Here is a 21,852-nt window from a genome sequence, read left to right on the forward strand (position 1 = left end):
TTTTAAAGTGTACGGACTGAATCCCTGAATCCGTTTATCAACTTCATACAGCTTCCATAATTCGCTCAGGTACATAGAGAAATCCTCCCATAATATAAAGCTATTAAATCTAGGTTCTCTTGAAAAGGAAGGGTTTAATCACTTTATTGTATTAACGTTTCCCGTTAGAGCTGAATGCCCAGCATAACAAAGGTCGAGTCTTGATTTTATTTTGAAATAAGCCAAACACTTTATAAATAGCATATCAGCAATCGGTATACATTCTTGGCCTTTTTCGGCATTCGGTACATATTCTTGTCATCCGACATTAGTGTCATACACCATATAGCTCGATTTTCGTTCTGTCTTTTTATTAGTTCCCTTTCTTGCAGTAAAAAAGCAATTCGGATTAAATCCGAATTGCTTTTTCTTTGAATACTGTGCTCCGGTACCGCCAACGTAAAGGCCAAGCGATGTCAAACCAACCCTCTTCGATTGCCGGATTTATCATTCATGTTTGTGTACGTTTTGTCGGTCTGATTGTTCGTTGTAAGGTATCAGGCCTCGTCCCGATCTTGTACCCTTTTCCAATTCGATTACAGCCGCGAGCATGTTAGTAAAATACGATGCTCCCAGGTTAATGAATACTATTATAAATGCTTTTAAATTCTTGAACAAAATCAATCGGCAGCATAGGGTCATCAGAAGCGGCTACTCGTTGAAGCTCTTTTAACCAGTTCATTGATTCTTCATCCAAATTTGACACATCGTTTGCTTGATGAAAATAAATATACAGCAATGCATGACGAAGTTTAATAGAATCTTGTAAATATACTATTTCTTCTTCTTGGATTGTATTTTCCTTCAGATATCCTTTCATAAAATGGCGGAAAAACAATTTATAATATTCCGTTTTATTTTCAAATTCCTTAAACGGATAAGAAAGTGCATAATACAATGTAATCCCAATATCGTTTACGAAATACGTATAACCGCAATCATCAAAATCGAACAAATAAATGTCTCCGTTATGCAGATAAAAATTACTTTGATGAAAATCAGTATGAGTCAAACCGTATGTATCTTTGGACTTGGGCAGAGAAGTAAGTTTTGTTAATCTTTCTTTTAGAATTGAAATCATTACATCATCAGGTCGCAGGTATTTCTCCGCCTTTAATTGAACTTCTTGGTCCCAGGCTTGTCGTTTAAACGCCGGATTACTCCATTCATAACCCTTTGTGGCATGATGGATTTTCCCTAGAAATTCGCCCCATTTTTCGTAAAGCGATTCATTCCAATCTTCATCCGACACTTCTTTTCCAAGAGACATTTCGTATGAAATGGCTAGGAACAAACCATTTTCTGCAGCAATTTCTTCAACCATATTACCCCTGGTCGATGGAACAGCATTTGAAACTGCCAGTCCTTTATTCGACAAAAAATTTAAAAATTCAATTTCACCCCGTATATTATTTCTTGATCTTCTAATTGTATGTGAGATTTTTAATATGAAAAATGCATTGTTTTTCTGGTATTCATAAACAAAGCTTTCATAACCGCCCAATAAACGAACGGTGTCATTATTAATGTCATATCGCTTTATTGCTTCGGTAAGGATCTCTTCAGTGAATTGCTCTTTAATTTCACGTATCATCTTCTATACCTTCTTTCATTCATAATTTAAGTAGTTGCATAATTTTTTCAATCGAAAATTTCGGCGACCACCTGACGGAAGGCCTCCTGCTGACCGCTTTCCAGGTAATTGTCCAGCAGCGCCCTCTCTCAGAAGCACATCCTCATCCGATCCGTCCGGCTCGAACAAGGGGCTCTCCTCCGTAATGAGCGTTTCCGAGAAAATACCCGCCCAGCTTGTTCAGCTGCTTTACAATCATGCTCTCGAAGCGCCTCGGCACCTCCAGCCACGATACCGGCTCGGAAGAAAGCACGAACGAGACGGGAATCCGCGTCACCTACGGGTTCTCCCGATCATCTAATCGCTCCATTCGTGAATGCTTAAAACCTATACCTACCATATAAAATTCCACTTATTTCCGCGATATCCTGCGCTTTCGCTTAATGAAAACGGCAGCTGATTTTCTGGTCAGCTGCCGTTTGTCGCATTCTCCAATTGGAGCGTGAATTGGCTGATCCGAAAGTGAACCAGAGCTACTTCAATATGCAGTATGATGACCTGAGTTTCCCGAACGGGAATAACGCTGTCAATGACGTTTATCGGGAATGAGATCAAGTTCTTGTCATTGAAATTTGACAAGAACTTTATCCCATAACGCAAAAAGCCGCGATCTACGCGGCCATTACTGAGATAATGTTCTTGTCACCCGACAGTATTTGGTGTCATACACTGTATAGCTCCATTTTCGAGGATAAAATAATAAGTCATTCCCTTCCCGTGCTGAATTGAAAAAAGAAGCCATGACATTAGCGTCTACACTTAATTTGGGCCATTTCGTTCTTACTGTGCCAAAGTACTTTTGCCATAACTATGAAAACAGCGCTAGTCGTGGACGAGAAAATAAATTCCTAGACTACCACTGTTTTATTGAGCTAACGTTTCCCGTTTGTTGAATGGCATTACTGAGCCTACGATGATAAATAATGATGCTCACTCAACACGGTAAAGTATAAGAGCCAGCGAGATTGGTTTTTCAGTTACAAAAATAAGTTTATCTTGCCTCAGTCTAAACATTTTACTAACTATATCCACGTTTGAAACGATTTATTGACCATCTTTACATTATTCATTTTTGCCCAACTCTTTAAATCCGAGATACCTCTATCTTCATCCTTTGAATACCTAAATGCCATATCCGCTGGGACGATTTTCCTCCTGTAAGGTAATATCCCGATAACAGGTTTAAAGTACCCTCTGGTCATAATCACTTTAATATCCCTCGAATTAATTATATTTCCATTTAATATGATTTGCTCACTGGATAGGCATAACTCCGTTTGTTTCTTGAAAAATGATCTGTACAATGCGAGTAACAGTACAACTAAACATAGAACAACCGCTGTTAACGAAGCGTAGAATACACCTCTCTGATCCCATGATCTCAATACAAGAATAGATTGACTCAATATAATAGCAATCATGCCTATAATGGTACTAATCCTTGATGGACTCTTAACGGGATGCTTTATTTCCCTCAACATTGTCCCCCCTTATTCAAATCCCTTACCTTAACATACCATATATTGGAACTATCCTGCCCGTTAGCTTAACGAAGATAGGAGCAACTGCCGCAGCAAACTGTTCCTTATTTGTTGAACTATCGTTAACTTGATTGATTTTGTTGGTCTAAGAAGGCATTTAGTTATTCCAGAAGCAAATACGTATTTTCTAATTCCATCACTTCCTTTAGAGACTTACCTAAAGCATAATGATTTGGACTGTCCTTTTTCATAACACAAATGAAATTTCCAGCTTTTCCTTGCGAGAGATTAGTTAATTGGAAATAGTCTTTGTTTTCATAGATATTCGACACCAGATAGTCGTAATAATCAAGAGACTTATCCTTCACGTTAAATCCCACATTATATAACCTTACTTTTGTCCCTACCCAAATCTTCCCGTCGTCTTCAAAATTTATTAATGGAATCCAGCAATCAGTTTCCAAATAAGCTCTCCTCACTTCGCATTACATTTGTTTGAAAATGGAGTATTCATGGTTAATCCTCAACTATCCTGCCCGTTAGATTAATAAAACCAAGGAGCAGCTGCCGTGGCTGAACTGCAACCCGATAGATAGACACTTTAGAAAAAGTGATCATCTTTCGGGTTTTGTCTAGTCAGGGTAATGATCAAAACCTCAATTTATGATTCTGTTCACCGCATAGAGCTATCGACACCAGTGCACCTATACCCTCCTGTTCAAATTCGAGAGATACCTCATTATGTTGTAAATAATCCTTAGTTGTATTATCACGCATATTTTTAAGTATTTGTTTAAAAAATGCTTTGAAAAACGTTCATACTCGACCTAAGCAGGGGGGAAATCCTGATCAAAGGTCTATTTTATGACAAAGCAACTTCCAGTATAGTTCGTATGTACGATAATACTAGGAGGTTTTAGCATGACAGAAGCCGTTTTGCAGCTTCGCAACGTGACCAAATCGATTGGCGGACGTAAGATCGTCGACAATCTTAGTTTCGATATACCCGCAGGCGAAGTATTCGGATTTCTCGGACCGAACGGTGCCGGCAAGACGACAACAATACGAATGATTGTTGGCTTGATATCGATGTCGAAGGGCGAGGCCCTAATTAAAGGCGTATCCGTCCGCGAGCACTTCGAGCTTGCCATGACGCATGTAGGAGCGATCGTTGAAAATCCGGAAATGTATAAATTTTTGACCGGTTATCAAAACCTTGTTCATTTTGCCCGTCGGCATAAAGGCATTACGAAGGAACGGATCAATGAGGTCGTTAAGCTTCTCGGACTTCAGAACCGTATTCACGAGAAGGTTAAGCGTTACTCTCTCGGCATGAGGCAGCGGCTTGGCGTGGCCCAAGCGATTCTGCATCGTCCATCGTTGCTCATCCTTGATGAGCCGACAAACGGGCTCGACCCTGCGGGCATTCGAGAACTGCGCGATTATTTGCGCAAGCTGACGAGAGAAGAAGGCATCTCCGTCATCGTCTCTTCCCATCTTCTATCCGAAATGGAGCTTATGTGCGACCGGGTTGCGATAATACAAGCCGGCAAGCTCATCGATATTCGCTCGCTGCAGGAAACTCGCGATTCGATACAGTCAAAGATCGTTATCGAAGTCGGCGATTTACTTGCCGCTCAGCAGCTGCTATCCGCTATCTTCGATGCAACCCGCATTACGGTGAAAGGCAATCAGCTCGAAATTGCGGCTGACAAAGCTGCCATCCCCGATATTACAAGGCTGCTTGTAAGCTCGGAGATTGACGTGCTCGGCATTCAAGCGGCGCAGAAGTCGCTTGAAGAACAGTTCTTGGAAATTACTGGAGGTGAGATGGTTGTCTAGTCTGTCTAATCTAATTCGAAACGAAAATATGAAAATATATCGTCGTCCTCGTACATGGCTTATGATCGCCTTCCTCGTTTTAACAATCGCATTGATGAGCGGCATCATGAAGTGGGAATCAAGCCAAAATAATACGATCGACTGGCAAAACAACCTGACCGAACGGAATAGCAACATGCAGCAGGAACTTCAAGAAAACAAAGAACTCTCGGAAGAGGACAAAACATACTTCGCTAACGAAATCAAGCTCAATGAATATTATTTGGAACAAAATATAAATCCTAACGAATTGTCATTGTGGAATTATGTAGATACATCATCATACTTAATTATTTTAGCGACGATTCTAACCGTCATTATCGCTGCCGATATGATTGCGGCCGAATTCACATGGGGCACGATCAAGCTGCTGCTTGTCGGTCCGGCTTCGCGCACGAAGATTATGATCAGCAAATACATCGCCACGCTTGGGTTCGCGCTTCTGCTGCTCATATTGACTTTTGCGTCTGCTTACGCGGCCGGAGGTATTCTCGAAGGCTTCGAAGGAACAAGCCAAGCGAAAATATCGATTACCGATGGCGGCGTTATCCAAGAAAGTTCCTATTTCTTGAATTCGTTGGAGAAATACGGTTTCTCGATCGTATCAATGCTCATGTACGTAACGATGGCTTTCATGATTTCGTCCGCGTTTCGCAGCTCTTCGATGGCCATAGCCTTCTCGCTTCTGTTCATGCTGGTCGGCAATACGTTATCGGCGCTTCTCAGCGGCTATAGCTGGGTCAAGTATTTGCTCTTCTCCAACATCGACCTGACGCAATACATGCAAGGCGCGTCGCCGCTAAGACCGGAAATGACGTTGACGTTCTCGATTATGATACTTGTCGCCTACTACATCGTATTCCAATTCTTAGCTTGGCTACTGTTTACGAGACGCGACGTCGCCGCTTAAGGGCAATTCCAATACTAAGAACCTCGGGCACTGCTTGCAAGAAGCTGTGTCGAGGTTCTTCTGTTTTAATTCAACTAACGTTACCCGTTAGCTTAACGCCAGGATTTGTAAGTCCTCTTTTCCCATTAACCTATTTGATTGTAACTTTCGCCTAGATTTTTAGCAAAATTATGCAATGTAATACCACCGATAATTGCCGCGAAAACAATAATACCAACAAAAAGTAAAATTCGTTTTTTCATTCTATTATTAGCTCACCTCGTTTATGAATCCTGAATATGTAATAATTTAGACGCTATCTGCGATAAAAGGTTACGCTAACCTGCCCGTTAGCATAATGAAGTTCTGTAACCGGCAATCGGTATGCATTCTTGATCCCATTAGTGACAAGAACTTGATCCCATTCCCTACACTGTATCAAATTCCTGTATACAGTGATATAATTTACCATGTTAAGATTGTTAGTCTCTCGTACTGCCGTTAAACCAATTCACGAAATTAAAATCGCTGACCCCGGACTTAATTGCTTGTGACCCGTCTCGCAACTCGTGTGGCCAGTTGCAAAATATATTCTCGTATGTATTAGGTTTGGTGGAATTATTACTATAAACATTTCAGGAAAGGCCGTGAATGAAGTGGCCATACATACGTTTCAACCGCAGCTGTATTACAACAATTTTGGATCTTATGAACCGGCACTAGTTATAAACGACGGCGACACGATTATAACCTCTACCATCGATGCAGGAGGATGGAATCACATAGGAGAAAGAGTTGCCCCCGGAGGAAATCCGATGACGGGTCCCTTCTACGTGGAAGGCTCGCAACCCGGTGATGTGTTGGAGGTAAAGCTGGAATCAATGACTCCAAACCGGAACTGGGGATGGACATACAATGTGCTTGCGCCTAACGTAGTCAATCCGCTGACGGCTAGAACATTGCCTGCTCCGGAATTAACCCGCTGGCAGGTGGACGCAGCGCAGGGTATAGCGCGGTTAGAGAAGCCGACACCCGGTTTAGAATACCTGAACCTGCCGGTCCGTCCGTTTCTCGGCTGTTTTGGCGTAGCCCCTTCCCAAGGTCAGGCCATATCAACGGCGACAAGCGGCAATTACGGCGGTAATATGGACTACAAAGCGTTAGTTGCCGGTGTCTCTACCTATTTTCCAGTGTTTACGGAAGGCGCGCTTTTTTATCTTGGCGATGGACATGCGACACAGGGATGCGGCGAAATCGTCGGCACTGGCATAGAAATATCGTTAGACGTCCGTTTTTCCGTCCGGGTGCATAAGGGCAAGACGATAAAATGGCCGAGGGTGGAGTCCGACACTCACTTGACTTGCATCGGCAACGTCAGACCGCTCGAACAAGCACTTCAGTACGCAACCACAGAAATGCTCTCCTTGCTAGTCGAAGACTATGGGCTCTCGGTAAATGAAGCAAGCCTGCTTCTCGGCCAAGTCGTTGAATATGAGGTGGCCAACGTGTTCAATCCCGCTTACAGTATCGCCTGTAAAATTTCAAAAGCATATTTACCTGTTCGCAAATCCTAGCTCGCTCAATCGATTAAGAGGTGGCGGAAAGCCCCCTTCTTCTCATACCACCATATATGCGGGTCCACTTACGACGGTTCCAGATTGTCACCCCACTCGGTCGGGAATGGGACAATGTTCTTGACTCGCGACAGACGTCCTTGTCTTTCAGAATTGCTATCCCGCAAATTGAGAAAACGGCAACCTTTAAGAAGGCCGCCGTTTCATCGTGTTTATGAACTATCGTTCCCCGTTAGTTGAGCGAAGGGCTACCAAGTGGCAGCCCTCTCGATGTTGAACTATCGTTCTCCGTTAGCGTAATAACTATATCAGAAATTAACTTGTCGTTTTGTTACCTTTTAACTTTATAAAGGATTTCCAAAAAAAAATAGTAATGGCTATTAACATAGAAATCATACTCGTAACAAAGAAGCCGTCTGCATATGTTGGAATCCTATCTGCTGGAACTCGAGAATTTATTTCTAAGCCTAGAAAATAAATTCCTATTCCATCACCATCAACTTTTGTTCCCAGAGACCGTAAATCTAATCCTTTATTGAACATTAAAACAGTAATGAAAGCTAGACAAATAAAAACAATCCAACGACTGATTGCATTCATTTTAATCCCTCCCTCATTTAATTTTATAACTATGTCTTTCTCAAATTCCTTTTTATTCTAATAAAACTAAACTGCATGTTATCTCAACGCCCAGCGGTTGCCTAAAGTGGGAACATAATATAACGGTCACAAACCCATTCTGAAACTAAATATGCCGTTAGTATAGAAGCCAAAATAACTAATATATCTGTATGATTAAGTTTCTTGGATATAAAAGCAGTTAAAAAAGTAATTACAACTATACATACCAGAGTTTTAATGAGCGAGAAGTGTCTCATGTACATAAATATCATAAATAAGCATGCTAAGACGAATACAAGAAAAAATAATATAGTTTTTCTCATACGTAACACCATATCACAGAATTAATCCCCCGCCTCTTTTACATTTATAAATACTCCATAAAAATGCTTTAACAATCATCATTGAATCAAATACATTTTTTGCTGCCCAATTAACATTATTGTAAAAGCAGTGTTTCTAAATATTTACATACATAATTAAGACGCATATCAGTGGGAGTAAGTTTCAAAACATCTTAAACTATCCTGCTCGTTAGCTTAATAAAGAAAAAGAGCAGCTGCCGTAGCAAACTGCTTCTTGATTGTTCAACAATAGTGTCCCGTTAGCATAGCGGTTATTTATGATACGGTTCACCGCGTTATCTGTAACGGCAAGTTTTAGGGCTACCCTTTAGGGATGGCCAGTCTTATCATTCAGTCTTTTTTCTTAACAGGTATCCACATCTCGCTTTTATAGGCATGCGATGTTACATCCTTACTCTCATTTCGTAAGATTTCGGATCCTTGGTATTCCGCCGGATTCATACCGCTTGGACAACAACGATCCCGCCAAAAAAAAGCCGCTGGCAGCGGCTATCCCTTCTTATGATACTTCTTGCCCCACTCGCCCATACTCTCCAGTATGGGAATAAAGCTATGTCCAGCACTCGTCAGGGAATATTCCACTTTCGGCGGAACCTCCTGATAAACTTTTCGATGCACCATTTGGTCCCTTTCCAGCTCCCTCAGTTGACTGGTCAGGATGCCTTTTGAAATTCCCGGCACTAGCCGCTGCAGCTCACCGAATCGCCTGGTCTCTCTTAAATGCCACAGAATAATGATCTTCCATTTACCGGCGATGATGTTTTGCGTATCCGTTACTGGGCAAACCTCAATTTGTTCGACGGGAATTTCACCCTGAAATGACGATCTTGCCACATCTAGCCCTCTCCCTTCCTGATGGTCATATTTATAAGACTATATCACAAAATAATGACTACTACCAAAAGTAGAACCCATACTTTAGTATAGTATATGACTTTAATCAATATCAATCACTACAATGGAGGAATAGACAATGAACATCGGAATTATTGGCGCAAACGGGAAAACCGGAAATCTTATAATGGAGGAAGCTTTGAACAGAGGACATACCGTCACCGCATTAGTGAGAAATGCCTCAAAAATTACTAAACCCAACGTCCGGGTGATTGAAAAGGATGTTTTTACTCTTACGGCATCCGATCTTAAAGACCTTGACGTTGTGGTAAGCACCTATGCAGCACCGTTTGGGGAAGAACATCTGTACATTGAATCGGGGAAAGTCTTGATTCAGGCACTTGCAGAAGCCCCCAATACAAAGTTGATCGTTGTGGGAGGCGCCGGTAGCCTCTTTGTTGATGAAGAAAGTACAACAAAACTGATGGACACGCCTGATTTCCCAGCTGCCATTATTCCAACGGCCGTCAATGCGGCTAAGCAGCTTGAGGAATTGCAAAATACCCACACAATCACATGGACTTATCTCAGTCCGGCTGCTTATTTTGACCCGAAAGGAAAAAGAACGGGTTCTTACAAAACGGGAAAAGATCATCTTGTCTCAAACAGCAGCGGTCAAAGCTACATCAGCTACGCAGACCTTGCCATTGCGGTGATAGATGAAATCGAACAGCCGCGGCATATCAATGAACGCTTTACCCTTGCCGGGGAAGCCGAGTAAAGGAAGCCAGGCTGGCATTGCATGGAAATGTCAGCCTAACAACAAGTGCTAAGATAGGGGTAGTCCATGTATTTTTTTAAAAATATGAATTAGGTTGGAAGAGGAGAATCCTTATTCAAACAGTCATTATTACGGGAGTAAATTCAGGGTTGGGCTTTGAATGCGCAAAGAACATTCTGCATAAACGTAATTTCAGAGCGTTTTAATTTATCGGTCTATGATCGATTCTTAACTTGCCGCCCGTCTCAAAATTCAACAACCACGTCGCTATTGCTCCGGACAGACGATCAGATGGAAGGCTTTGCAGCCCAAAAAACTTGTCCCTACTTATGGTACGGTTCACCGCGTTTGATCTTAAACTATTCTGCCCGTTAGTTGAACAAAGGGCTACCTCTCAGCAGCCCTTTTATTATTGAACTATCGTGTCCCGTTAGCTTAATACCTGTTCCTTCTGACGGACCCAGTTAGGAATATGATGTCCAAAATATTTCGTTACTTTTTCAGCTTCTGTGAGAACTGTTTTTATTCCAACTTCATCAAGAAACCAGTTTTCTCTGTTATAACGTAAATCGTCTTGCTTAATTTGGAAGGTTACGTTCGGAGGGAATACGGTTTGATAAGTCATCAGTGCCCTCCTTGAGAAAAAGGACTTACAAACTAATATGGCACGTCTTACTTCAATTTGCTGCTCCATGATAACATTCCAGGAATTTTTTGCATTATCGAATGTGTTTTTCGCTTGATCTTCTTTAAGTATTCTATCTTCCGGGACGCCTAAAGATATGCCAATCTCCTTTTGAAACTCCCATTCTGTTTTTTCGATTTTCACATTATAGCCACCTGAAGGTAATATGTAACTTGCCATCCCTGAATGGAATAACTCCGATGCAATTTTCATTGGTTTAGTATGACTCCCACCAGGAACCAGGATAATATCCGCTGGTATAATCTCTTCTTCAGTGACAAATATCAAATCTGTAAGACAATCAAACGGATATTTCAACGATGCTGCAGTTCCAACATGATTGTTAAACAAAAAAACGTCCCTCCCTCTCTATTTTCCTATTAAATCCCAATTTTATTTTATATCATCTGTTTGAGTTATTAACGATAATTCCAGCTACTTGAGAAAACGGCAGCCTATCATCATTTGATAGGCTGCCGTCGTGTCTTTATACAACTATCGTTTCCCTTCGTCAGCACCACTTATAATAAGCCTACCACCTTGAGGCAGAAAAGGTACTCCCTTATATGTGTCTAAGAGATCAGAAACCTTCTCTAGGTCTTCATCCTTTATAGGTTTTTTTTCACTATTTATCCAATGCTCCACCTTAGTAATATGAAGATCATAACTCATATAACCATTACATCAGAATTTGATGTATTTGTAACATTATGGTTGTGAATAAATAATCCCTTCAAGACACTCGATTTTTTACTAGCTTTATTAAACTAATCTACCCATTAACTCAACGAGGCTGCCGTTATATATCGTCAGCCTCGTCTTGGTGATTATTAAACTATAGTTCCCCGTCATTTACTCAGTCTTTCTATCTTTTCTCCGTTAGTGTCCTTTCGCCGTCATCTCCTTGAACAGCTGAGCATGTCCAGGAAAATATAAAGGAGACGCCACTCAGGCGCCTCCTTCAAGAGGTTCGATTGCCACCCGTCTCTGTTCGCGCGCGGATGCAAGGCATGCCTCGATTACTTTTATGGTTCGTACGCCGTCCCATGGGCTGAACGGCTCCGACTTTCCGTGAAGCACCGCCCCCGCGAATCGGTTCAGCAGCAATAACTGCTGGTTGCCGCGATCGAACGGCTCCGTCCGCATCTCGCCGCTCACAGTGACCTCAATGTCGGGGCTCAGGTCGCCACGCAGCGTGAATGCCGACGGCAGCCGGATCGTGCCGTGCGTGCCCCGGATTTCCAGCGTATTGGCGAAGTCCGCCCATAAGCTACACTGGAACGTCATTGCCACGTTACCCGGAAATTCGACGAGGCCGGCGGCCATCATATCAACGCTATCATGCTCCGGTGAAAAAAACGCCTGCACTGTCGTGGCCACCGGCTCCGCCTGCAGTACATAGCGGGCGGCGCTGAGCAAGTAACAGCCGATGTCGTACAGACTGCCGCCACCCATCTCCTGACGGAACCGGATATCGCGCTCCATGGCGGTACGGTCTGACGTAAAGACGCCGTGAACGGCCCTAACCATACCAATCTCGCCAGAACAGATAATTTCCTTGACCCGGTCATAGCGCGGATGGCAGCGGTACATAATGTTCTCCTGAAAGTGAACGCCGAACTGTTCGCATGCCTCGACCATCTTTACCGCATCGCGCTCCGACAGCGACATCGGCTTCTCGACCAGCACGTGTTTGCCTGCCCGAGCGGCGTGGATCGTCCATTCATGGTGCATATGATTTGGCAGAGGCATATAGACCGCATCGACGTTCGGATCGGCAAGCAGCTCCATATAGCTGCCGTAGGCATTCGGTATGCCGTGAGCGTCCGCAAACGCCCGAGCTCTTGTTTCATCACGGCTTGCAACAGCGGCGATCTCATGAATGTCCGAGGCCTGGACAGACGGAATAAACGCCTTTGCGGCAATTTGGGCGCACCCCATAATACCCCAACGTAGCTTCTTCATCCGCTCTCCTCCATTTTGATGATCACCTGGAATATCCAAATACATCAGCTAACTCACCTAACCATTCGACAGCTTTAACCGCTATCCTGCCTGTTAGTTAAACGAAAAAAGCAACCGCTCCTTTGACCAGTTGCTATCGTTTTGAATTCAACTATCGTGTCCCGTTAGTTTAATGAAATGTGATCATTTAGAAGCTTATTGGTGCGTAATATGCTAGTAATCGTGTTGTCTTTTCTCCGACTTCGGTTGAAACAAATAACCCAGTTGGACGATAAAATCGATCTGTTCTCCATTCATACGATTTATAAATTGCTGCAACCTTTGTTCGCCGTCATGCATAATATCCTGATGCAAATCGGCAAAAATGCCGAATTGGATCATTGCTGGCGCGGATTGCGACACTCCCTTATCCTGCATGGCCCTCGTCCTCCTTAGCCAAACATTACGCTTTGCGGCCTTCCGGCAAATGCTCCGGTTGCTCCAAGACCACATTGCCCTCAAAATCGCGAATCCAAGTATCGAACTTCCGCTCGCCCGCCTTCAGTTGAATAACGCGAGCACCAACGGGCATACGGTCGTTTCTTACCCCATCAATAAAGCTCACATACCGGGTCGATCGTCCGTAACAAAGCTTGATTCCGTGCAGCTCTCCGACGAAGTCATTGGCATGGTCGTGGCCGACGAATGTCCCCATCACATCACCCATTTCCACCATCGCCGTGAAAAAGCCCGAATTAATCTGCGGACTCGCACAATAACCGTCATACCGGTAGCCGCGGCAAACGTGGAAATCCCACACCTCGTTATACTCCGGCAGCGGAATATGGAAGAAAGCAAGCGCTGGCAAAGGTTTGCCGCCATTGTGCAGCGTCAGCTCGCGCGACTGTTTTGTATACCAATCGATCTGGTCGCGCCTAATCCACGCGTAACCTCCGACTCTGCTGCCATGGGCAGGATAATCTCCGCTATCGAGAAAATAATGCGCTGCAGCTGGTTTTCCGCTTTCATCCGTGACCGTCAAGACGTAATTGCCTGCTCCACTTACGTCTTCCGGATCTGCAAGTGCAACGTTGTAAGGATGCTTCAACTGCTCTTCATGCATCGCTTTACGCGGCACGACCCCTTCGGAATCGTGATTACCGAACACAGCCGCCCAACTGACGCCAAGTCGTTCTACAACGGATACAGCATCGCGCATCGACTTGATCGGATCCTTCGCCCGATTGCTCGCGATCACATCCCCCGCAAATACCACCAAATCCGGTTGCTCGGTGAGAATGATCGTTTCCATCGTACTCAGTGTTGCGGCGTCGTATTCCGGCGTTTCCGGATCATAATCGAATTCATCTAACAGTTCCGTATCGGAAAATTGTACGATTTTGAACGTGCCGTCCTCGCGAAAGGTTAATTTACGCTTCATTGTTGAAATCTCCCGTTTTTTATAATAAAGCTTTTCGACCCACAGGTTCGCGAATCGGACATTCTCGTTATTTTATATGGATTCAGCTTCGATTTCCGCTACCCGCACGACCAGATTAATCCCGTACGGATACCCCGTTGCGTTGAAGGTAAATGATCCAGCAGTTTCATCCTGCTTGAATGGCAGCTTTTCTCCATTGTCGAGCCAACGAATCGAACTGATTTTGCGCGAGAGTCCCGTGAAGGTTTTATCCCCAGCTCCGCCGCCGCCAACGGTTACATTTTCGTGGCCGCTAATTTTCAAATTGTAGATGAATGCATACAGCTTGCCGTCCAACGTTTCCAGAACGAAGTTGCTCCCTTCGCCCTTCACGTCGCTTGGTTTGCCTTCGTAGATCGGCTTGCTGTGGAGTGCAATCCACTCGCCGATCGTCTCCATCATATGCCGCTGAATCGGCATAATCCGGCCTGTTGCTGTCGGCCCCACGTTCAACAAATAATTCGCCCCCACTTTGCGGCAGGCGCACAAACTCTCGATCAAATACGGCACTGATTTGTACGCAAAATCGATGTTGCCGATGCCCCAATGATCGTTGATCGTTTCACACATTTCGGCCGCAACGTATTTCGCCATGCCTTCCCGGTTCATCGGCTCAGGATGCCCTTGTTCATAAGTCACGCTATCGATTTCCGGGTGCCCCGTCGCTCCGCGTTGATCCAACCCCGTGTTGTTGATAATGAGCGCGTCTGGCTGAAGTCGGCGAATCATGCTGTACAGCTCGTCAAGCTTCCAGTCTGCGTCCGGTTTGCTCCAGTTGCCGTCAAACCATAATCCACCGATTTTCCCGTAATGGGTACATAAGATTTCAACGGACTTGTATAAGTATTCGAGATAGGTTTCGAAATCGTTCTCGAAGCTTTCCTCATGCCAATCCAGTGTCGTGTGGTACAGCATCGGCAGCAAATCTTCCTCACGGCAGGCCGTAACGAATTCGGCGATCAGGTCGCGACCAGCTGGGCTGTGCGGTGCGTCGTATTCGTTCAGCCCCCGTGTGTCGTACAAGGAGAAGCCGTCGTGATGGCGGGTTGTAATCGTAATGTATTTCATGCCGGATCTTTTGGCGATGCGTGCGATTTCTTTGGCATCAAAGTCAGCAGCGGCGAACGTTTCCTGCAGCTTCACATATTCCAGCATCGGGATGTTGCCCAGATGTTGAATCCATTCGCCTTGTCCTAGCTGTGAATATAAGCCCCAATGAATAAACATTCCGAAGCCCAACTGCTCAAAATGTGCGATTCGGGGCTCCGGTATCGGTATATTGTTATGTGTCATCATCATATTCCTCTCATTTTGGATTAGATATGACTCTATTGTAACCTTCACCCTGAACGAAAAACGATGCATAAAACTAACGTTCATTTATACAAAACTAAGTTGTAACCACGCATTTGTGCGGATTGCAAATCACGTTTGCCGTTGCGGGCCATTCGCATAGCCGACCCGGGCATGAATATGAATCGTCCGATCGAATGTTCATTCCACTATCGTTTCCCGTTAGCTTAATCATATAAGATTAACTGATGTATCCCGATGCCCTGGAATCCGAACCACTTACATTTCGGAACTAATCTTTTCAGTATAATAATTCATCGCAATTTCATGATTCCAAATCTGTGCTTCGATGTATGGTATTGTACCTTCCGGGTGCATTGATTCTATACCATCCATTATCTCATTTGTAATTAGTGACCTTATTTCTGTCAATGTGAAGACTTGCCCATGATAACTGGGGTGGTAAAATGCTTCTGGTTTATCTCTTGCTATCCAGTATGAAACCATACTGTCCGGAAATGTGAAACTTATATCATTCTCATTAAATAATGAAAGAGGGATTTGGAGCATATCGACAGCTATACCAGTAGATAATGAATAATTTTCTATCCAAGTTGCTGAACCAAGGACCGAATACAAAGGATATTCATCTTTAAGCTTACCACCTTTCTGGATGAATCCAGCTCTCAACCAGGCTTCTGTTTCTAACCGGCTTTCCCAATATTGCAGTGGTTCCTTAAATCTTTCAAAAAATGCATTGTCGTCACACAAATCCTCCATTACTTTTAGAGCTTCAGGCTTTGATAGTGCAGATAAACTTCTAAAGGGCACAGTATTATAGCAGTGGGTTATGTATTCAATCATCATCGTTATTGTCCTCCAATAAAGGTTTACAGTTTTAAATTAAGCAATCCTGAATGTGCAACTGAGCCCGTCTCCACACATTTTCCAAGCAAACTGGGACTCCTTTATGTCGTGACTATTCACACTTTGACTGCATAATGTTGGAAATATTTATGTGATAATCTTACCATAGTTTGAATTAACCTGTAAGTGACTTTTCTACGTTAAACTGCCCGTTAGTTGAATCAAAATTGTGTTATATTCGTTTCTGCAAGATGGTTTCTACGGCCCTAACTCTCGGTTCAATACTATCCCATCGGTTCATGCAATGATATAAAATCATTTCCAAATCATTCTTATCCTGGGCCTCTTCTGTGTTTCTATATAGAATATTAATTAACCAGTGGGTTAAATTTCTTAGATGGTGGCGATATGAGTAGAATCGTAATAAGTCCAGATTTACAGTTATAGATTTGCCTAGATGCCTTTCGTAAGCAGAGAAGAAAACATTGAACTCCTCACCTATATAGCCAATCATTTCGAATTCTGGTGGTGCAATTATTGCAGTTTCCCAGTCAATAAAATACAACTCATTTTCATGGTGAATTAAATTTCCTCCCCAGATATCTCCGTGACACAACACTTTTTCTTTAGTATCGGCCAATGCTACGTCGCGAAGTTTACGTACACGATTCAACAGGAGAATGATCTGCTCTTTCATTGCCAATACATGCTCTCGTAAAGACTGTTTAATTGGGTTATTAAATGTTATTTTACTTTCTAACGTGGCTATACATTTCTCAAGGTCTGACTCAAAGGAAATATCAAATGTTTCTGTCACAAGCATCGCTTTGTCAATTAAAGGTGTAATCAACTGAATTGAAGCCACGGACTTAGCAATGTTTTCAAGAATTTCCTTTGAGAACGGGTATGCGTCAGCCAAAGACTCCCCTTCTATATAATTAAATAATACGACCGTAATATCATTGAATGATGTTTTAAAGATTCCTTTCTGATTCTTTATCGGATGTGTGACATTCCGAAAGAGTCCTTGATGATACATTTTCCAAGTTAAATGTAAGTAATATTGAAGACGCTCAATACCGTTTCTTTGACTTTCATTTTGATTGTCAAATAATTTAAGATAATATCTTTCTTCATTAACACAATTCACCCAATAAGAGTAAGCTGAATTCCCCAAAGGAATGAAGTGTATACTTTCAACTTGTATCCCATATTCTTTATCAAGGTTCGTTGCAAGTACACTATCTTTGATACGATATTTAACTTCCAAACATTTCACTCCCAAAGTGATTATTTCTATATACTACTTCTTGAATTTATAGCTTTCACCTTCCTTAGTATCAATTAAAAGGATTAAACTGCCCGTTAGCTTAATAAAATGAGCAGGCCACCGCAGCGCCTGCTCATCCATGTATGATATTCAACTATCGTTTCCCGTTAGCGGAATGCCCACATTTTTACCTATGATGCGGATCATGTGCGGAATATAGCCTCACTCGCTGCCCTAGCATCTTTTATCATCGCGCTTCGTAAGTGGTGAATCTTATCCCAGGATTATAAATTAGGATTGCTCCAAAATTGTAAACTGATTTTCAATGCTCCTTCTCAATCAAAAATAGGGTAATGATTTAACTGACGTATATACATAACTTCCCCACCATCAACCATACCTTAAAGGTATGCCAATGTAATAAAATGGATATTTTCGCGATATTCGATGATATGGTAGAATTCAAATATTAAATGTATTAATTCCATACTTCATCAAAAATCAAAGGTGGCAGCTAACACATTGTACGACTAAAACCATTCAACGTACAAAATGTAGGGTTTCATAAAGCGGCTAAGTGAAGGAGAGATTATCAGGATGAAACAGTATTTGGATATACAAATGGAACGGAGATCAGCCAGTCAAACAAAACCGGAACAGGATCAACTTGGATTTGGGATTCATTTTACGGATCATATGTTTATGATGGATTACACGACAAAGAATGGCTGGCATATGCGCGGATAGTTCCTTATCAACCGCTTGTTATGGATCCCGCTGCCAAAGTATTTCATTATGGGCAAACTGTTTTTGAAGGATTGAAAGCCTACAAAACCGAAGATAGTCGAATTCTTCTATTTAGTCCACAAAAAAATATGCAGCGATTAAACCGTTCTAACGAGCGAATCAGCATTCCTCCGATCAACGAGAGATTCGCGCTCGATGCACTGAAACAACTGATCTCCATTGATCAGGACTGGATTCCGAGTGGGTCCGGAACCTCCCTGTACATTCGCCCTTTTGTGATCGCGACTCAGCCTACGTTGATCGCATCGCCATCCTCACATTTTCAGTTTATCATCATGTCACCTGTTGGCCCCTATTACGCAGAGGGATTGAATCCTGTGAAAATCTTTGTGGAATCAACGTTTGTTCGAGCTGTCATCGGGGGTGTGGGCGAAGCCAAGACAGCAGCCAATTTTGCAGCAAGCCTCAAAGCACAGGGAGATGCCAAGCAAAGTGGTTATGCTCAAGATTTATGGTTGGATGGCGTGCATCACAAATATACCGAAGAAGTGGGCAGCTTGAATGTGATTTTCAAAATCAAGGGGGGTCGTCAATACGCTAGCGCTAACATCCCGGTAGTCGCGAGGGTTATCTCAATTGAGGAAGTGTTTGAGGCCGGCCTGGAAGGAACATTGGAAGAAGCATTCGGAACGGGTACGGCGGCAGTCATTTCTCCGATTGGCGAACTGAATTTGGATGGACAAAAACTGGTTATCCAGAATGGTCAGACAGGCGAACTGTCAAACAAACTTTATCAGACTTTAACAGGTATACAAAAAGGCGCACTTCCAGACCTGTTTCATTGGACGATTGAAGTAAATATGCGGTAACGTCATCAATATTAATTACTCCACATATGCAGATGCGACCCTTCCACTTCTAGGTCATAGCCTTTGTGAGAGAATGTATACAAAAAAGGTAAATTATTATTTTATAAGAGAGCATAAAATAATTCTGATTATAGGAGTCTGCTTAATATGAGTGATTTAGTAAAATTGCCGAAGGCTGCTGTCTTTGGATCTGCAAATGGCGTAATGTTCATGACTTTTTTTGGAGCGCTTTGGGCTAGTATTGGTATTGTAGGTTCACATGAACTTGGATCTCCATGGTTACTTGTTCTTTCGGGTATTGTGACATTAATCTTACTGATCGGAGCCATTTCGCTTTTTGGTAAAGCTCGTAACATGAACAATACTGTTACACCGAAAGAGAGGGACCATTGGAAAAAAATAAATCGAAAATTTGGTTTGATCTTTGGTCTAGAAGGTCTTGCGATCTTTATTGCAAGTATGATTTGTAACATAATCAATCATTTTGAACTCTTTTTCCCTATCATGGCTATCATTGTTGGTATTCATTTTTTTCCTTTAGCTCAATTGTTTCGAGAACATTTTTATTATGGTACAGGTGTAGTGCTCTGTATTTTAGGCATTATCACTTTCTTTTTGCCAATGAACGCCACTCTTGGCAATGTATCTCTGATTGCGACGTCTACTTTTATCGGTTTTGGGTCTGCTTTGACGCTATGGGTGACAGGTTTGAGAATCTGGATAACCATACTCAAACAATTGAAACAAATATAAAAAAGAGCAATGGGTGAACTGTACCTCCAATTGTTAGATACACATAACAATTGGAGGTGCAGTTTTTTTATTATGACCAAGTATTCTTAAAAATACCAAATTAAAAGCTATTGAGTACGAGGCTACTAGTTTATATTCAATGAGTCCATTGTGTGGTGCAATCGGCATGCCACGCCGGATTTATTCCTGTTCCCGATATGTAAATTTTTGCTTTAACCTGACTATTATATTGGGCGGTATATGCTAGCCCCTATGATGCTCCCCAAGAATGTCCGCACATAATCCATCTGTCTATTCCTAAATGAATCCTTAAATGTTCTAAGTCTTTAATAAAGGTCTCTACATCATAGGGTTCTTTTTTCTCAGACCGCCAGCTCCCTCTCTGCTCATATCGTATATTTAACCCCTCCCCAAACACAACATATTCCATATTGAGACTAAGCTATCCTGCCCATTAGTTGAGAAAACGGCAGCCATTATGTCGGCCGCCGTTTCTTATGTTCATTGAGAAATCGGTACCCGTTAGAGCTTAATGTCCAGCAGAACAAAGGCCGAGTCTTGATTTTATTGTGAAATAAGCCAAACACTTGATAAATAGCTCATCGGCATTCGGTATACATTCTTGGCCTATTTCGGCATTCGGTACATATTCTTGACATTGCACATTGCCAAGAATATGTACCGATAAAACAAAAAAACCGCGATTTACGCGGTAATTAATCGGAACATATTCTTGTCATCCGACATGAAATAAATGAAAATTTCGAATTGGCGAACCCATTTCACGCTGGGTTGCATTTTGTGGGAAGCCATTCTTGTGCACTATCCGCTTGATTTGAACAAAGTGATTGCATTTATCCTGGACAGTATATAACACGACCATAATAAAAAGCCTGGGTCAAAATCAAACCACAGGCTAAAAACAACTTGCTTTCTTGAGATTATCCTACCTTCTAATCTGGCGGCACATCAGACGATGAACGTACGGATATGCGCGAGTATGACGTCCATTACCGCTTCGAGCGGGCTCGTCTCCTTTCGAACCTGAGTAAGAAGAAGGCCTCCCTGAAGCGCAGTCAGTAGCGCCAGCGCGAGATTGTCCGGATCCGCATCGGGTCTCAGCTCTCCCCGGTCATACATAGCGCGAAGTCCTCTACGAATAGCGATCTCCCACTGCATAAATCCGGCTGCGAGCTCGCTACGAGCTGCCGGATCTGTATCCGCCAGTGCACTGGCAAGCGAGCCAATCGAACAGCCTCCTTGGTATTGCCGTTCAATCTGAAGCTTCACAATCGCATCGCGCCACATTCGAAGCGCCTCCATGCTGTCCAAATGACTCAACAGAGGCTCCTGGGCATCCAGCACCTGTTCGGTCTGATACACAATGACCGCCAATACGAGTTCGCGCTTCTCCTTGAAATAGTGGTACAGCTGGGAGGCGCTGACCTTGGCCTCCCGCTGCACATCTTCCACGCTTGTACCGGCAACTCCGCGATCAAACATTAATTTGGCCGCGGCGGCGACGATACGAGCGCGTGTCTCTTTTCCCTTTTTCGTCAGCCGCTGCTCTTGTGTTTTGACATCCATTATATTTTCCATGCATGTAGTATAACAAAAATGGAATTTACAATCCATAAAAAAACTTTTGATGTGCCGTGCGCGAAGGTGGTTTCTCTTCCGAACGGGATAGAACCTGTTGATCGCTTGGTAGAACGTTACCGCGATTCAGCGGTGCTAGGCGGATTGAACTATGTCGAACTCTCATGGAAGTCGAGTTGAATGGATTTATATCCTCCTTTGTCCTGCAGATCCCTCGTATTTAATTGAAGCGTAATGCCTTCGTTAG

19 protein-coding genes and 1 pseudogene are annotated in these 21,852 nt (G+C 43.0%); 6 read left to right on the plus strand and 14 right to left on the minus strand.

Annotated elements, in window-relative coordinates; translation table 11 throughout:
- Positions 1–616 precede the first annotated feature (616 nt).
- The 4 genes from AC787_RS30040 to AC787_RS30050 all read right to left on the minus strand — a co-directional run bounded on the left by AC787_RS30040 (position 617) and on the right by AC787_RS30050 (position 3,599).
- On the minus strand, positions 617–1,633 hold the full coding sequence (locus AC787_RS30040) for a phosphotransferase enzyme family protein (protein WP_054028674.1): 1,017 nt from the start codon (positions 1,631–1,633) through the stop codon (positions 617–619).
- Between the two features lie 142 nt (positions 1,634–1,775).
- A complete protein-coding gene (locus tag AC787_RS34245; protein WP_161807589.1) occupies positions 1,776–1,949 on the minus strand; it encodes a hypothetical protein in 174 nt (57 codons plus the stop codon).
- A 131-nt stretch (positions 1,950–2,080) separates the two neighbouring features.
- The gene (locus AC787_RS34250; RefSeq protein ID WP_161807590.1) at positions 2,081–2,251 is read right to left on the minus strand and encodes a hypothetical protein; all 171 of its coding nucleotides are present in this window, start codon (positions 2,249–2,251) and stop codon (positions 2,081–2,083) included.
- A gap of 1,063 nt (positions 2,252–3,314) precedes the next feature.
- A complete protein-coding gene (locus AC787_RS30050; RefSeq protein WP_054029030.1) occupies positions 3,315–3,599 on the minus strand; it encodes a hypothetical protein in 285 nt (94 codons plus the stop codon).
- A gap of 475 nt (positions 3,600–4,074) precedes the next feature.
- On the opposite strand from AC787_RS30050, the gene AC787_RS30055 reads away from it, so the two are divergent.
- The 3 genes from AC787_RS30055 (at position 4,075) to AC787_RS30065 (ending at position 7,497) form a co-directional block, all read left to right on the plus strand.
- A complete protein-coding gene (locus AC787_RS30055; protein WP_054028676.1) occupies positions 4,075–4,995 on the plus strand; it encodes an ABC transporter ATP-binding protein in 921 nt (306 codons plus the stop codon).
- Positions 4,988–5,944, plus strand: a complete 957-nt coding sequence (locus tag AC787_RS30060) for an ABC transporter permease (RefSeq protein WP_054028677.1) — start codon at positions 4,988–4,990, stop codon at positions 5,942–5,944. The genes AC787_RS30055 and AC787_RS30060 overlap by 8 nt, the downstream gene beginning before the upstream one ends.
- 626 nt (positions 5,945–6,570) lie before the next feature.
- On the plus strand, positions 6,571–7,497 hold the full coding sequence (locus AC787_RS30065; protein WP_235561168.1) for an acetamidase/formamidase family protein: 927 nt from the start codon (positions 6,571–6,573) through the stop codon (positions 7,495–7,497).
- Positions 7,498–7,812: 315 nt separating this feature from the next.
- Here the strand turns inward: AC787_RS30065 and AC787_RS30070 are convergent, their stop codons facing one another.
- Both AC787_RS30070 and AC787_RS30075 read right to left on the minus strand, forming a co-directional pair.
- Positions 7,813–8,097: a hypothetical protein gene (locus AC787_RS30070; RefSeq protein WP_054028678.1), complete on the minus strand. Its 285-nt coding sequence runs from the start codon at positions 8,095–8,097 to the stop codon at positions 7,813–7,815.
- Positions 8,098–8,972: 875 nt separating this feature from the next.
- The gene (locus AC787_RS30075; RefSeq protein WP_054028679.1) at positions 8,973–9,317 is read right to left on the minus strand and encodes a winged helix-turn-helix transcriptional regulator; all 345 of its coding nucleotides are present in this window, start codon (positions 9,315–9,317) and stop codon (positions 8,973–8,975) included.
- Positions 9,318–9,456: 139 nt separating this feature from the next.
- On the opposite strand from AC787_RS30075, the gene AC787_RS30080 reads away from it, so the two are divergent.
- Positions 9,457–10,098, plus strand: coding sequence for an NAD(P)-dependent oxidoreductase (locus AC787_RS30080; protein ID WP_054028680.1), 642 nt, complete (start codon positions 9,457–9,459; stop codon positions 10,096–10,098).
- A gap of 430 nt (positions 10,099–10,528) precedes the next feature.
- On the opposite strand, the gene AC787_RS30085 is transcribed toward AC787_RS30080, so the two are convergent.
- The 7 genes from AC787_RS30085 to AC787_RS30115 all read right to left on the minus strand — a co-directional run bounded on the left by AC787_RS30085 (position 10,529) and on the right by AC787_RS30115 (position 17,637).
- On the minus strand, positions 10,529–11,134 hold the full coding sequence (locus AC787_RS30085; protein WP_321166191.1) for a YdcF family protein: 606 nt from the start codon (positions 11,132–11,134) through the stop codon (positions 10,529–10,531).
- Positions 11,135–11,731: 597 nt separating this feature from the next.
- A complete protein-coding gene (locus AC787_RS30090; RefSeq protein ID WP_054029033.1) occupies positions 11,732–12,748 on the minus strand; it encodes a Gfo/Idh/MocA family protein in 1,017 nt (338 codons plus the stop codon).
- A 213-nt stretch (positions 12,749–12,961) separates the two neighbouring features.
- The gene (locus AC787_RS30095; RefSeq protein ID WP_054028681.1) at positions 12,962–13,165 is read right to left on the minus strand and encodes a hypothetical protein; all 204 of its coding nucleotides are present in this window, start codon (positions 13,163–13,165) and stop codon (positions 12,962–12,964) included.
- A gap of 25 nt (positions 13,166–13,190) precedes the next feature.
- Positions 13,191–14,168 carry a metallophosphoesterase family protein gene (locus AC787_RS30100; protein WP_054028682.1) on the minus strand — a complete coding sequence of 326 codons (978 nt, stop codon included), beginning with the start codon at positions 14,166–14,168 and terminating at the stop codon, positions 13,191–13,193.
- Positions 14,169–14,240: 72 nt separating this feature from the next.
- Positions 14,241–15,506: an alpha-L-fucosidase gene (locus AC787_RS30105; RefSeq protein ID WP_200930795.1), complete on the minus strand. Its 1,266-nt coding sequence runs from the start codon at positions 15,504–15,506 to the stop codon at positions 14,241–14,243.
- Positions 15,507–15,779: 273 nt separating this feature from the next.
- Positions 15,780–16,367 (minus strand): hypothetical protein, encoded by a 588-nt coding sequence (locus AC787_RS30110; RefSeq protein ID WP_082361313.1) that lies wholly within the window; start codon positions 16,365–16,367, stop codon positions 15,780–15,782.
- 232 nt (positions 16,368–16,599) lie between these two features.
- Positions 16,600–17,637, minus strand: coding sequence for a phosphotransferase (locus tag AC787_RS30115; RefSeq protein WP_054028684.1), 1,038 nt, complete (start codon positions 17,635–17,637; stop codon positions 16,600–16,602).
- 597 nt (positions 17,638–18,234) lie between these two features.
- On the opposite strand from AC787_RS30115, the pseudogene AC787_RS30120 reads away from it, so the two are divergent.
- Positions 18,235–19,253 (plus strand): annotated as a pseudogene (locus AC787_RS30120) (branched-chain amino acid aminotransferase).
- 147 nt (positions 19,254–19,400) lie between these two features.
- Positions 19,401–20,006: a hypothetical protein gene (locus AC787_RS30125; RefSeq protein WP_054028685.1), complete on the plus strand. Its 606-nt coding sequence runs from the start codon at positions 19,401–19,403 to the stop codon at positions 20,004–20,006.
- A 969-nt stretch (positions 20,007–20,975) separates the two neighbouring features.
- Here the strand turns inward: AC787_RS30125 and AC787_RS30130 are convergent.
- Positions 20,976–21,641, minus strand: a complete 666-nt coding sequence (locus AC787_RS30130) for a TetR/AcrR family transcriptional regulator (protein ID WP_200930796.1) — start codon at positions 21,639–21,641, stop codon at positions 20,976–20,978.
- Positions 21,642–21,852: the final 211 nt, after the last annotated feature.

It is taken from the genome of Bacillus sp. FJAT-28004 (assembly GCF_001280845.1).
In the GTDB taxonomy this organism is placed as follows: Bacteria; Bacillota; Bacilli; order Paenibacillales; family Paenibacillaceae; genus Pristimantibacillus.